Origin of the sequence: Haloferula rosea (assembly GCF_016595525.1) — a bacterium.
Lineage (GTDB): Bacteria > Verrucomicrobiota > Verrucomicrobiia > Verrucomicrobiales > Akkermansiaceae > Haloferula > Haloferula rosea.
Genome location: NZ_JAENII010000003.1, coordinates 95247 through 108527, shown reverse-complemented (window position 1 = coordinate 108527; position 13281 = coordinate 95247). Strand labels below are relative to the sequence as shown.

At 62.3% G+C, this 13281-nt stretch carries 11 protein-coding genes; 7 read left to right on the top strand and 4 right to left on the bottom strand.

Going from position 1 to position 13281, the window contains the following annotated elements:
• Positions 1-40: 40 nt before the first annotated feature.
• A complete protein-coding gene (locus tag JIN81_RS04855) occupies positions 41-1075 on the top strand; it encodes a glycosyltransferase family 4 protein (protein WP_200277204.1) in 1035 nt (344 codons plus the stop codon).
• A gap of 74 nt (positions 1076-1149) precedes the next feature.
• On the opposite strand, the gene murA is transcribed toward JIN81_RS04855, so the two are convergent.
• The 4 genes from murA to JIN81_RS04835 all read right to left on the bottom strand — a co-directional run bounded on the left by murA (position 1150) and on the right by JIN81_RS04835 (position 5158).
• Entirely contained in the window at positions 1150-2421 is a 1272-nt protein-coding gene (gene murA, locus JIN81_RS04850; protein WP_200277201.1) for a UDP-N-acetylglucosamine 1-carboxyvinyltransferase, read from the bottom strand.
• Between the two features lie 28 nt (positions 2422-2449).
• Entirely contained in the window at positions 2450-3298 is an 849-nt protein-coding gene (prmC, locus tag JIN81_RS04845; RefSeq protein ID WP_200277197.1) for a peptide chain release factor N(5)-glutamine methyltransferase, read from the bottom strand.
• Entirely contained in the window at positions 3295-4437 is a 1143-nt protein-coding gene (locus JIN81_RS04840) for a M20 family metallopeptidase (RefSeq protein WP_200277194.1), read from the bottom strand. Before JIN81_RS04840 ends, prmC begins: the two co-directional genes overlap by 4 nt.
• Positions 4438-4501: 64 nt before the next feature.
• Positions 4502-5158, bottom strand: a complete 657-nt coding sequence (locus tag JIN81_RS04835) for a YiiX/YebB-like N1pC/P60 family cysteine hydrolase (RefSeq protein ID WP_200277191.1) — start codon at positions 5156-5158, stop codon at positions 4502-4504.
• Between the two features lie 132 nt (positions 5159-5290).
• Between JIN81_RS04835 and JIN81_RS04830 the strand changes: the two genes are divergently transcribed.
• From JIN81_RS04830 to JIN81_RS04805, 6 genes are all read left to right on the top strand, one after another.
• Entirely contained in the window at positions 5291-7291 is a 2001-nt protein-coding gene (locus JIN81_RS04830; protein ID WP_325100847.1) for a phosphatidylinositol-specific phospholipase C domain-containing protein, read from the top strand.
• Positions 7292-7381: 90 nt separating this feature from the next.
• Positions 7382-7852, top strand: coding sequence for a DoxX family protein (locus tag JIN81_RS04825; RefSeq protein ID WP_200277184.1), 471 nt, complete (start codon positions 7382-7384; stop codon positions 7850-7852).
• A 140-nt stretch (positions 7853-7992) separates the two neighbouring features.
• Positions 7993-8769 (top strand): orotidine-5'-phosphate decarboxylase, encoded by a 777-nt coding sequence (gene pyrF, locus JIN81_RS04820; protein ID WP_200277181.1) that lies wholly within the window; start codon positions 7993-7995, stop codon positions 8767-8769.
• Positions 8770-8788: 19 nt separating this feature from the next.
• Positions 8789-9718: an MBL fold metallo-hydrolase gene (locus tag JIN81_RS04815; protein WP_200277178.1), complete on the top strand. Its 930-nt coding sequence runs from the start codon at positions 8789-8791 to the stop codon at positions 9716-9718.
• 99 nt (positions 9719-9817) lie between these two features.
• Complete coding sequence (locus JIN81_RS04810) at positions 9818-10294, top strand: metal-dependent hydrolase (RefSeq protein ID WP_200277175.1); 477 nt, start codon at positions 9818-9820, stop codon at positions 10292-10294.
• Positions 10295-10563: 269 nt separating this feature from the next.
• A complete protein-coding gene (locus tag JIN81_RS04805; RefSeq protein ID WP_200277172.1) occupies positions 10564-13260 on the top strand; it encodes a winged helix-turn-helix domain-containing protein in 2697 nt (898 codons plus the stop codon).
• Positions 13261-13281 lie beyond the last annotated feature (21 nt).

Here is a 13281-nt window from a genome sequence, read left to right as displayed (position 1 = left end):
GGTCAGGGTGTCGGGAGTGGTTTCTCGATTGAATGTTCTCATGCCGTGCTGGGAGTTCCCCCCGATGCTGACCGGTGGTCTCGGAGTGGCGTGCGCGGGCTTGGCGGAGGAGTTGAAGGGTTTGGTGGATCTCCGGGTCGTGGCGTCCGGTGAGCAGGTCGGAGCTTATGAAGGGGATGATCTCGGAGACCTCGGTGAACGGGTGGATGCCTTTACCCGGGAGATCCTGGATCAGCAGGCGAACGCCGGGCTGATCCATGCCCATGACTGGATGTCGTTTCCCGCCGCAATGAGCATTCAAGCGGAGAGGGGCATTCCGTTTGTAGCCCACATCCACTCATTGGAGATCGATCGATCCGGCCCATCCGGTTCATCCTGGATCCAGGGAATCGAAAGAGAAGGCATGCATGCGGCTGATCGGGTGATCGTCGTCAGCCAGTACACGGCGCGCATGGCGGTGGACCACTACGGGGTGGATCCAGGCAAGATTCGGATCGTCCATAACGGGGTCACCGAGGTGAACGCATCGAGGGCCGAGGTGCCCGGACCTTGCGTGCTTTTCATGGGGCGGATGACCGGGCAGAAGGCTCCCGATGTGTTTTTGGACGCGGCTTTCCAAGTGGCGGCACGGTTGCCGCATGTGGAGTTCGTCATGGCGGGGAGGGGCGTCCTTCTCGACGCCCTGCGGGAGCGGGTGGCTCATTCTCCTTTCGCGGATCGTATCCGTTTCCCGGGTTTTCTCGAACGATCCGAGATTCAGGAACTTCTCGCCCGCACCACGGTATGTTGCATGCCTTCGCGTTCCGAACCCTTCGGGTTGGTCGCGCTGGAAGCCGCCCAGTTCGGCGTGCCGACGGTCCTTTCCGGCCAAGCTGGTGTGAGCGAAGTGCTGCGGTCGAATCCGGTGGTGGGCGTCGGTGACGTGAATGGATTCGCATCGCGCATCATGGAGCTGCTGCGGGATGAATCCCGGCGTGCGGACCTGGGTCGGAGGGTGAGGGAAGAGGCCGACGCCGCGACATGGCGCGCTGCGGCCGACAAGATTGTGGGCATCTACCGGACCCTCGTGGGTTAGAACCGGAAAGGAGGCGGCGCCAAGGGCTTCCCGGTCTTGGTTCTCCGGCTTGCGGAGTTCAGTCGGGAAGGACCTCAGCCTTCGCGGACGCGTTCGACATTGGCGCCGAGGGCCTCGAGTTTCTCATCAATGTGCTCGTAGCCACGGTCGATGTGATAGAGGCGGTTGATCTCGGTGGTGCCTTCGGCAGTGAGGGCTGCCAGGACGAGGGCCGCGGAGGCACGCAGGTCACTGGCCATGACCGGAGCGGCAGAGAGCTTCTCGACGCCGGTGATCATGGCTTTCCCATCGGCCACGTGGATGTCGGCGCCCATGCGTTTGAGCTCGGCGCAGTGCATGAAGCGCTGGGGGAAAATCGTATCGACCACCACGCTGGTGCCGGGGGTGGTGGCGAACAGGGCGGTCATCTGGGCCTGCATGTCGGTCGGGTAGCCCGGGTAGGGTTCAGTCACGATCTCGGCGGGCATCGGGGTGTCGCCACGATGGATCGTGCAGGCGTCGCCGTTGTCGTTGAAGTGGACCTGGTGCCCGGCCTTGCGCAGGGCGCTTGTGATGGATACGAGATGCCCTTCGCGCACACGGCGCAGGGTGACGCCTTCTCCAGCCAGGGCGGCGGCGACCATGAAGGTGCCGGCTTCGATCCGGTCCGGGATGACGGCGTGCACGCAGCCATGGAGTTTTTTCACGCCTTCGATGGTGATCACGGGCGTGCCTGCGCCACGAACCTTGGCACCCATGGCATTGAGGAAGTCAGCGAGGTCGACGACTTCAGGCTCGCAAGCGGCCGAGGTGATGGTGGTGGTGCCTTCGGCGAGCGTGGCCGCCATCATGACGTTGTCGGTGCCCAGCACGGTCGGTCCATTGTCACCACAGAGGTCGATGGTGGCACCCTTCAGTCCGTCCGGGGCGGACAGGATGACGTTGCCTCCCTCGACTTCATGCTTGGCACCCAGTGCCTCAAGCCCGCGGATGTGCAGGTCGATCGGGCGGTCCCCGATGACGCAGCCCCCGGGGAGGGCGACCACGCAGCGGTGCTTGCGCGCGAGGAGCGGGCCCATCATGCAGACGGATGCGCGCATGCGACGAACGATGTCGTAGGGAGCGGTGTCGGAAATCTTTTCCGCGTTCACCCGGACGGTGCCGGAGAAGCGCTCCACGTCGGCGCCGAGGCCGGTCAGGATCTGCACCATGTAGTTGGCGTCCGAGACATCGGGCACCTTGCGGATGACGCAGTCGTCCTCGGTCAGGAGCGTGGCGGCGAGAATCGGGAGTGAAGCATTCTTCGAGCCGGAGATCGTGATGGCGCCGTGGATGGGAGTGCCGCCGTGAACGAGGAGTTTGTCCATTGGGAAAAGTCGGGAAGGAAGTGGGATGCTAGGCTTCGGGGGCCCGCGCAATCGGGAAACGGGGAATGCCAGAGAGGTCGTTCAGGGTCAAGACGTCCCTCAGTCCCGCGCGAGTCATCAGTGCTTCGACGGCAGCCGATTGATCGTGTCCGATTTCGAGGGCCAGCCATCCGTTGGGTTTCAAATGGCTGAGTGCTTCGGGGATAAAGCGTCGGATCAGGTCGAGTCCGTCTTTTCCTGAGTAGAGCGCGAGTTCGGGGTCGTGGCGGACTTCGATGGCCACCGTGCTGCGCTCGCCGTCGGGCACGTAGGGAAGATTGGCGACGATGAGGTCGAAGCTTCGCCCGGCCAAGCCCGTGAAGAGGTCGGATTCGACGAACTCAACGTCCTCCAGGCCAGTGAATGCGGCATTCTCGCGGGCGAGGGTGAGGGCATCGGCGGACACGTCGGCCAGGGTGACCTTCGCTGTGGGGAAATCCGTCGCCAGTGACAGACCGAGCACGCCGGAGCCGCAGCCCATGTCGAGGACTTCGGCTTCGGCTCCGAGGCTGACGTTCTTGGCCAGCCATTCCGCCAGTTCCTCCGTTTCGGGGCGGGGAATCAGCGCCCGGGCGTCGGTCTTGAACTCGTGGGCGCGGAAAAACACGGTTCCCATCAAGTGCTGCACGGGGACGCCCTCACCGCGCTTCTTGAGGGCGGTGCGGAGGGGTTCGAGTTGCTCCTCGGGAATCGGCTCGTCGAAGCGCAGGTAGAGGTCCATGCGGGTGCAATCGAGTTGGTGGGCGACCAACATCTGCATGTTGCGCCGCGCCTCTGCGATGCCGCGTTTCTCCAGATAGGCGGTGCCCTTGTCGAGAATCTCCAGAACGGTGGTCATGCAATCGGGGATGGGGGATGGGTCACGGTCGCCTGAATGAACTGGCTGAAGAACTCAGCGCCTTCTTCGAGTGCCTTGAGCTCGATGAATTCATCGGCCGTATGGGCCTGATCGATGGATCCCGGCCCGAGGCACACCGACGGCAAGCCTCTGGCGGCGAGGTGGGCGGCGTCCGAGAACCATGGAGCACCCACGCAGGAGCTTGCGGGGCGCACCGATTGGATGCGTTTGATCCACGGGTGGGAGGTGTCGGTTTCCATCGGCGGATTGTCATGGGGGTCGACGATCTCCACGCCGGTCACCACGACTTCTTCCTGCAGCACCCTCAAGGGCCCGCCGGCATCGCGAAGGGAGGGGGTGGTGCGGATGTCGATTTCGGCCTCCGCCCAGTCGGGCACGATGTTCGGCCGGGTGCCACCGCGGATCACGCCCACGTTGAGGGTGGAATGCCCGAGCACCGGATGCGTGAACTCGGCGAGCGTGCGCGAAAGCCGGGTTTCGATCCGGTCGAGCGCGCGGGCGAGCTTCATCACCGCATTCTCGCCGCGCTCGGGTTGGGACGAATGTGCGGCCTTGCCGGTGGTCCGCAGGGTGGCCCACATCGAACCCTTGGTGGTGTGAACCACATCGAGCGATGTGGGTTCGCCGACGATGGCGAATTCGTAGTCGTCCGCATGCTGTTCGGCGAAGCGCTTCGATCCCCATTGCCCGCTTTCCTCACCCATGAAGGCGACAAAATCGACGGCGACCGGAGCGCTCTCGAGCAGCGCGGCGTGCTGTTGAAGCCCCCAGAGCATGGCGGCCATCGGCCCTTTGGTGTCGGACGTGCCACGGCCCCACATTTTCCCATCCCGGATGTCGGCGGCGAATGGGTCGATGGTCATGCCCTCGACGCCGACCGTATCAAGATGGGGTCCCAGCAGGATGCGCGGCCGGTCATCCATGGGGCCGAAACGGGCGATCAGATTCGGTCGTCCCGGGAGGATCTCCTCGATCTCGACATGCGCTCCCAGGTCCCTGAGCCATTCTCCGAGGAATTCGGCGAGGCGGGCTTCTCCGACTTGGTCGGTTCCCGGGCTATTGTCGGGATTGACCGAAGGGATTCGGACGAGTTGTTGGAGGAGTTCGGTGACGGACACGTGCGGACACTGAACGCTGCTGGGCCGACGTCCAATACTGAAGGTGGTCTGTATCCGAGAGGCGCTAGCGCAGCTTCTTTCCGCCCGCATGTGGCACCTCGACCAGCAAGGGGGAGGCGGCGAGGTCGGAAGGGGCGACAACCGGTTCGTCGGGTGGTAGGTTGTGGATGCCGCCGTAGCGCTGGTCGATGACCCGCTTCACGACCGGGGAATCCAGCTTGTAGTTCTTGAAGCTGCGTGTCTTGCACAGACGCACTCCCGCCCGGTCATAGAGCTTCCAGACAAATTCGGAGCAGTACAATGCCTCATCGTCCCACTGGAATTTCAAATCGTATGGCAAGCCGGCTTGCCGGGTCGCCCATGCCTTTGCCTGAGCGATGCTGGTCTTGTCCGGCGCATTCCGGAGCCGCATGGCGTGGAAGGTGTCCGGCAGACTGCGGTCGACGAATTGCTTCAGCGGGGTGATCTGCACCGGGTGGATCGCCTCCATGACCATCCACTTTCCTTCGTGGGAAAAGACCACGCCGCAGTGGGTGAATCGGGAGTCGGTGGCCGCGCGGACCGCGTCGCTCTGAGGGCAGGCATTTCCCTGGAAGACGATGTCGCCATCCTGAAATTCGTAGCTTTTTGTGTCCGGCTTGGCGTGTCGCAGGGATCCTGCCTCGAGGGTCCCGGGGAGGAGGGGCAGCAAAACCGCCAAGAGGTTGACCAGAGCCTTCATCCCGCGACCCTAGCGGAAATCACGGGCGATCGCGAAACGAAACCGATGCTTTCGGATCAGACCATCGTTTCCTCAGAATCGGACAGGAGCAAAGACTGGCATCCGCGCGGATTTCCGCGAAGGTCCATGGTCGTGAGGCACCTCCTACTCCCCATCTTCTGCTCCATGCTGTTCGCGCTGGCGGGCCGGGTTGTGGCGTCAGCCGCCGGGAACGACTGGATGAGCTCGTTGGACGGAGACTTGCCGCTGAGTCAGTTGTCGATTCCCGGAACGCACGACTCGGGTGCCCGGTTCGAGCCATTTCCCGGAACTGCGATCTGTCAGAACCTGACCATCGGTGAGCAACTGGCCATTGGCGTCCGCTTTCTCGATATCCGCTGCCGCCATTTGAACGACTCCTTCACGATTCACCACGGGCAGGTCTATCAGAACATCAACTTCACGGATGTTCTCACGGATGTGCTGGCTTTCCTCGATGCCAATCCCGGAGAGACGGTGATCATGAGCGTGAAGCAGGAGTATCAGGCTTCCGGAAACACGCGCTCCTTCGAGGCCACCTTCGACAGCTATGTGGCGCAGAATCCGGGTCGCTGGAAGTTGGGGTGGGAGGTCCCGACGCTGGATGAGGCGCGCGGCAAGATCGTCCTGTTCAGGCGCTTCGGTGCGTCGTCGACCCCGAAGGGTATCAATGCCTCGGTCTGGCCCGACAACACGAGCTTCAATCAAACGGGAAGGTTGCGTGTTCAGGATCGCTACGTGGTTCCTAGTAATGACGACAAGTGGAGTGCGGTCGAGGCCTTGCTGGCTGAAGCCGGCTTCGGTGGGGCGGATACGCTTTATGTGAATTTTTCCAGTGGCTACAAGAGCGGGTTGTTCGGGATTCCGAGCATTCCAACGGTGTCGGACTTCATGAATCCGAAGCTCGAAACCTACTTCACGGAGAATCCGAGCGGGCGCTTCGGAGTGGTCGTGATGGACTTCGTCGATGCCACCCGGGCCGAATTGATCTACCGAACGAATGATCCCGTGGGCAGGCCGGTGGCCCATCCGGCCTATTTCCACCTCGTCAACCGGCACAGTGGCATGGCCATGGATCTGAGCGGAGTGAACCGCAACGAGGGGGCCGCCATCAACCAGTGGCCGCTCACGGTGACCGCACCGAATCATCGCTGGGCGCTGGCGACCACGCCCGGTGGAGAGGCGTTCCGCATCCAGTCATGGGTCAGCAGCAAGTGTGCAAGCATCGAAGGGGAATCGACGGTGGCGGGCGCGCGGTTGGTTTGCAGGGATGACCTGGGGGACCATCCGTCCCAGCAATTCGTGCTGGAGGACGCGGGGGATGGGTATTTCAAACTGCGCAACGAGGGCAGCGATCTGGTGCTGGAGGTGGAGAACGCCTCGTTGGCCAACAACGCGAAGATCCAGCAGAACACCGATACGAACGGACATCACCAGCATTGGCGACTGCTGCCCTGGGGCGACTACCACATTCGCACATCCTCGGGCAAATACCTCGGTCTCCAGAATGGGGAGAACGCGCTGGGCACCTCCATCGTCCAGCAGGCGTGGTCCGACTCACCTCCGTTCCGGTGGCGGTTCATCGGTGGAGACACGGCGGCGCTGAAGGCTGCGAGCCTGAGCGCGCTGCCTCGGGTGATCGGGGTGGCCCCGGAGGAATCCGCGCCGGGGACGGACACCCGATTGTTCGCTGCTGAATCCGGGGAGACGCATGGCCTCCATCTGGCCCCTCAGCCCAACGGGACGTTTCGATTCAAGTTCGTGGGTAGCGGTCTGTCATGGGGCATCCCCGCGGGACAATCCGGTGACGGTGCCCATTTGGAGCAACAAACGGCGGCGGCCAGTGCCAACCAGGAGTTTGGGCTCGAACGGGTGGTGGGTTCACCCGTGATCCTGATTCCGACCACTCGTCTGGATGTGGAAACCGATACCGTCACGTTGAGCTGGGAAACCCAGGTCGGATTCCAGTATCAGCCCCAGAAGTCAGCCGATCTGAGCGGCTGGAACGATCTCACCGCCTCGCCCCTTCCCGGGAACGGGCTGCAAGGGCAGATCACTGACGACGCGAACTCATCACGGATGTTCTACCGGGTGGTGGTGACGCCCGAGTCCTAGGTGGGCGGGATCCGGGCCTCGTGGGCGGGGGCGAACCCGGTGAAGTCTGCGCTTGGTAGTGGGTCGCGGGATCCGGTAGTCTTCAGGTCGATGCAACCCAAGACACCACTGGATTACACCGTCCTGAGCTTCCGGGTGCTGCTCGGGGTCTGGTTTCTTTCCATTGGCCTCGACAAGCTGCTCCGGGTCGGAGTGGTCGAGTTTTCGCGGCAGGTCGCGGAGTTCCGCATCCTGCTCGACCCGTGGAACCTTCCCGTGGCCTATGTCGTCGTCTGGCTCGAGGTCATTGCCGGCCTGTGCCTTGTCACGGGATGGCTGAACCGTGGGGCCGTCCGCCTGATGATCGGGCTGACGCTTCTGTTTCTGTTCGTCAACGGCCAGGCCATGGCTTTGGGCTTTGAGCCCGATTGTGGGTGTTTCGGCAAGTTTTTCGAGCTCGGGCAGACCGCGAAGATGTGGCTGCTCGTGGTCCAGCTCGGCAGTCTCGTCTTCCTGATGCTCTCGGACAGCTTCCGTAAAAAGCGACTGTTCGCAGGCTCCAGAATGCGGCTTTCGACCTGAAGGCTCCATTGGTGCGGAAGCGAAGGGGGCACCCGGAGTGGGAGGCTGGCGAGGGTCGGGACAATTTTTTGCCGCCCCGTCGGAGGCGAAAATGCCGCCGCAGGTTGACCTGATTGGATTGCTGGGCCAATCATCAGGCCATGCGCTACGCCGAACGCCTGCAAGCCCGTATTGAAACGACCGGATCCCGGCTGTGCGTCGGGATCGACCCCCGGCCCGGGGACGACGGAATCGACGCCGTGCCGGATTTCCTCAAGAAGCTGGTGGCGGAGACCTGGGAGCGGGCGGCGGCCTTCAAACCGAACATGGCGTATTTCGAGGCCATGGGTCTGCGGGGCATCGAGATGCTCGGGGAACTGCTCGAGCAGATGCCCGACGAGGTGCCGGTGATTCTCGATGCGAAGCGCAGCGATATCGGGGAAACCCAGAAATACTATGCCCATAGTTACTTTTCCCATTGGAAGGTCGATGCGGTGACCCTCAATCCGTTTCTCGGCTACGATTCCATCGAGCCCTTCCTTGGCTGGGAAGGGAAGGGGATCTACCTGCTCGCGGTGACATCCAACCCCGGGTCGGCTGACTTCCAGCGCCAATCACTCGCCGACGGTCGCTCGGTTTTCGAACTGGTGACTGCACTGGGAGAGCGCTCTCTTGCCGAGGAGAATGCGACGGATGTCGGCTATGTCGTCGGCCTGACGAATGCCGCCGGGGTGCTCGCGAAGATGCCGGATGCTCCATTGCTGGTGCCCGGTCTGGGTGCGCAGGGTGGCGACCTTGCTTCGTTGGCCGCGGCGGGTCGATCCGCACCGGATGTGATCAATGTCTCGCGCGGGATTTCCTACGCCGGTGATGACCGGAGTTTCGCGCAGCGCGCTGCGGATTGGGCGGACAAGATTGCGGCGGCTTACCAAGGCTGATCTTCATCGGGGTGTGACGATGGAATCCCAGGACCAGGATCAGCCACCTGTGCGGCCGGAAGCCCGTTATTCGGGTCTGATGCCGCAGAAGGGATGGCCGCAGAGGAACTACAAGTTCTTCCGCCACCGGATCGTGCCGGGGATGTTCCGGCGTCCGGACGGGGCGGTGAAGTCGCCTGAGTTGACTTCGCCACCGGATGGATCCGTCCGGGTGACCTGGGTCGGACATGCGGGGTTCTTCCTGCAATTCGCGGGTCATTCGCTGATGATCGATCCGAACTGGGCGAAATGGCATGGCTTCGTGCGTCGTCAGCGTCAGCCCGGGCTGCCGCTGAACCGCATTCCCGAGCTGGATCTCGTCCTCGTCACGCACGCGCACTTCGACCATCTCCACAAGCCCAGCCTCAAGGTGCTCGAGGCACGCGATGGGATCGTGGTCCCGAAGGGAAGCGGATCGCTGGTGCGCAAGCTGGGATTTCCGAGTGTCCACGAAATGAAGGTGTGGGAGCGTCTCGAGCTGGACGAGCTGCACATCGTCCACACTCCGAGCCACCATTGGGGAGCGAGGTACTTGCACGACACCCACCGCGACTACGGTGGCTATCTGATCGAAGCCGGCGGAAAGAGTGTGTTTCACTGCGGCGATTCGGCGTGGTTCGATGGCTTCGGCGAAATCGGGCGGCGGCATCCGGGGATCGACGTCGCCCTGATGCCCATCGGGGCCTACGATGCCCCTAGTGGCAGAGACGTGCACCTGAACCCCGAGGAGGCCGTCCGTGCCTTCGCGGAGATCGGCGCGAAGGTGATGATTCCCATGCACTACGGCACCTTTCCGCTCGGAAATGAACCGCTCCACGAACCGGTCGATCGTTTGCTCCAGGAGGCGGACCGTCTCGGGCTGAGCGACAAGGTGCTCATCCCCGAAGAGGGGGTGGGGATCGAGTGGTGACGGGAGCGAACCGTGTCCTGCCATTCTTCCGCGCGAAGGCCGTATGACATGAGGTTCGAGAGAACTCGACAGGGCTTGGTAATCCGTTGAAATGAACGGGTGAATACCGTCACCCATGGACTGGCCCCGCTGCTCATCGCGCATGCGTGCCTGCGGGGGAAAGGGAGGCTTTCCGGCAAGCAGTTGGTGGTGGTCGGTCTGTGCGGGGCCGCGCCGGACCTGCTCGATCCTCATCTGACGCTGACAGCCCGGCAGACGAGTTGGTCGCACGGTTTGCCCGCGTGGGTCGGAATGACGCTGGTGCTCATCCTGGTGGCAATTGTCTGGAAGGACCGATGTCCCAAGCGTCTCGTGCTGGCGGGATCACTGGCCTATCTGTTTCATCTATTCTGCGATGCCATCGCGGGTGGGATCAACTGGCTGTCTCCATTCGGGAAACTCCCGTGGGGCGAATACTGGTTTCCCGTGATTCTATGGACGCCGACCGATGTCGTGCTGGTCCTGGCCACCTATTTCGTCTTCCGCGCCATCCCGGGGTGGAAGCACGCCCGCTCGATTTCCAAGAAGACCGTGTAGGTCGAGGGCGTGGCTGCCTGCCATCATTTGTTGGATCTTGTTGTGCGTGCAACGACGGCATCAGGATCTCCCCAGCCGAATCCGATGGAGCCGTTGCAGTCGATGGGGGACGCGTGCGTGTTGCGCGTGGATCAGGGCTGGGTGTTTGAACTTCGGCACTGATCCCATGCTGACCAACTCCTGACGAATAGAAGGTCATCCTCGGGCTAATGACTTGTCGCCGGACGGGCTCGGAGTTTAGCTACCGCGAACCATACACTCGAGACGCATTGCCCATCGAATCCAGAGTCGTTCTCACCAAGCTCTTCCGGCCGGAACTGCCTCACGATGTCATCGCTCGACCAAGATTGCTGGCCCGACTGGATGAGGGAAAGAAGGTACCGCTCACTCTGGTCTCCGCCCCCGCAGGATATGGCAAGAGCACGCTGGTCAGTCAGTGGATGGCAAGTTTCGATCCCTCCGAAAGGACAGCCTGGTACTCAGCTGACCCGGCCGACAACAATCCCGAGGCATTTTTCCTCCATGTAGTCAGTGCGATCCAGGTTGCTTTACCGGGCGCGTGCGAAGAGTCCGCCAGACTTGCGAGCTTGGACGACCTCCCCGATGTCGACGATGTCGTTCGCCTGTTCAGCAACGAGTTGCTGAAGATGGAAAGCCGCATGCATCTGGTCGTGGACGACTTCCACTTCCTGAGCCACCAAGGAATCCGCGACCTCCTGGATCGGTTCCTTGCCCGACCTCCTTCCAACTTCCATCTGGTCCTCGTCACTCGTCGGGACCCACCGATCCTCCTGAATCGCCATCGCAGGCAGGGTCACATGAACGAGATCCGCCTTGGTGACCTCCGATTCAGCGAGGAGGAGGTCGGCACCTTCGTGGAAGCCAACTTTCCGGTGACCGATCCGGCAAAGCTGATGGATCTGGCCCTCCGGCGCCTCGATGGCTGGCCGGTGGCCCTCCGCCTGCTCGCCTTGGCGCTGCGCGATGCCGAGGAAGTCGCGGAATTCACAAGCAGGATTCCTTCGGCGCCAGCCTTGATCAGCAACTTCCTGATTGAGGGGATCTTCGACCAAATCGATGATGAACGACTGGCGGCCATGCTCAGGTTATCGGTGGTGGATCGCTTCAACCTCGATTTGTGCGCCGCGCTGTTTCCGGGGCTGGAAGGGCAGGACTTCCTCGATTGGCTGTTGGCCTCCGATCTCTTCGTGATCCCCCTCGACAGGCAAAGCGGTTGGTTCCGTTTCCATCACTTGTTCCAGAATGCGCTGTGGGCCGAGTTGAAGACGCGCCACTCGTCGGAGGAAGTCCGAGCTATTCATCGGCGCGTGGCGATGTGGTTTGCTTCCCAAAAGCTGATCGCCGAAGCGATTGATCATTTCCTCAAGGCCGATGATCTCGAGGGGGTGAGCAAGCTCCTGGTCGAGCAGATCTCGAATCTGGAGAATCCCCCCGACGGAGCCCGGATCCGGCGTTGGTTCTCAAAGGTTCCGCCGTCGGTAGTCGAGTCCCACCCGGTGCTGCTGGGCGAACGCTGCATTCAGTTGACCCAAGCCGTCCGCATGGCGGAAGCACGTGAAACGGCCGATCGTCTTGAAGAAGCCCTCGCGGGATTCGATGGGGATGCGAGGCTGGGTCTTTATCTCCGCGGAGTCTTGGTATGGACACGAACCTTCGATTTGGCCGCGCAGAAGAAGTGGGAGAAGATCGTGGCTCTCGTTGAGGGCATACTCGATCAATTGTGGCCGGAGGAGACTGAATTGCGCGGATTGCTGTGCCTGCCGCTCAGTAATGCCTACCGAGCGCTTGGTGATGTTGCCTTGGCCCGAGGTTCGATCGAGCGGATTCGGTGGGATCTGGAGGAGGCTGGGGCGCCGTATCCGGAAACCTTCCACTCCGAGTGTCACCTGAATTTCCACCTTGGAGACGCTCGCCGCCTTAGCGAGTGCGCCGGACCCTTCTTTGACCACTGCCGGGAACACGGGTTCCGGGTCTATGCCGTCAACGCGCGACTTCAGTCCGCATGGGCGAGCTATGAGCTGAACCACCTCGAAGAAGCGGCGGGATTTTGTGCGGAGCGGGACGACGATGCTCTGCTCGCCAACCCCCAGGACTTCCTTCTCCATCGGCGACTGGAGGTGATGATCCGGCTAGCCCGGGGCCTGGTTGGGGAAGCGCGGGAACTGCTCGGGCCGATGAACCAATTTCTGCATCGCCACAAAGCTCCCCGAGCCGTCTTCTGCTACGAATCGACGAAAGCCCTCGTTGCTCTGCGGGAAGGACGCCTCTGTGAAGCGCTTGCCTGGGTGGACTCCCACGGCACACAGCCCTTCGGTGCGAATCTGCTCGACGATTTCGCCGGCATCCCCGTGCAGATCCTGCTGGCGAGCAATACCGCAGAGAGTTTGCAGAAAGCGGGTGAGATTCTCGAAAGGACCGTGAGCACGGCGGCTGAGATGAACTCGGTGGCTGCCCACTTCGAGCTGCTTGTCCTGCGCGCTCTCTGGCATGATGCAAGGGGTCAAGGCGATTGGGCTCTCGCGAACCTACGGGAGGCCCTGCGCCTCGCCCAGCCCGGCGGAGCAGTCCGTGTCTTCGCCGATATCGCGGCCACTGTGCCCGCCCTCTTGAGCCTGCTCCAAAGGCTCGAACTCGACGAGGAGGGGATCGCCTACATCGGGAGCATCGTGCGTGCAAAGTCGGTTCCGTCGGCGAGTTCGGGCACGGTTATGGTGGTTGACGTTCCCAAGCCACCGGCTGGCTCATTCGTTGACGCGCTCTCCAAGCGGGAATACGAGATCCTCATCCATGTCTCGAAGCGCCACAACAACCGGGAGATCGCGGACAAGCTCTTCATCTCTCCGGTAACGGTGAAGCGCCACCTCAGCAACATCTACGGGAAACTGGGTGTGCATGGCCGTAAAGAGGCGGTCGCCAAAGCGTCGGGACTGGGGATACTCCCGTAGTCATGCGCAACCGGGGCCAAC